The 428-nt window shown below is 63.6% G+C and carries 1 protein-coding gene; it reads right to left on the minus strand.

What is annotated here, in order from left to right:
- Nucleotides 1–16: 16 nt before the first annotated feature.
- Nucleotides 17–428 (minus strand): transposase (locus MPN20_RS17200; RefSeq protein WP_242784087.1); only part of this gene is annotated, 412 nt, incomplete at its 5' end.

Raw genomic sequence — 428 nt, forward strand, 5'->3', positions numbered from 1 at the left:
CTAGGGCATGTCTCCTTTATTGGCGGAGCCATGTCAGGATCGCGCTGATCACGACGGCCGCTCGATAGGTGATGGCGAGCTTGTCGTATCTCGTCGCTAACCCCCGCCATTGCTTGACGTAGGCAAACGAACGCTCCACCACGTTGCGGTTCCGGTAGACACCGGCGTCGAACGCCGGCGGCCGCCCACCTTTGCTACCGCGCTTCTTACGAGTCGCGATCTGGTCTTTCTTCTCCGGGATCACCGCCCGAATACCACGCGAACGCAGATAGTCGCGGTTGGCTCTGGACCCATACGCTCGATCCGCCAGAACAGCGTCCGGACACGTGCGAGGACGACCACCGCCGACCCGCGGTACTCGAATGTCAGCCAGCACCTGCGGCAGGATCACCCCGTCGTGGCGCTGTCCGCCGGTGACCACGACAGCC

This window comes from Brevibacterium sp. ZH18 (assembly GCF_022748595.1).
GTDB lineage: Bacteria > Actinomycetota > Actinomycetes > Actinomycetales > Brevibacteriaceae > Brevibacterium.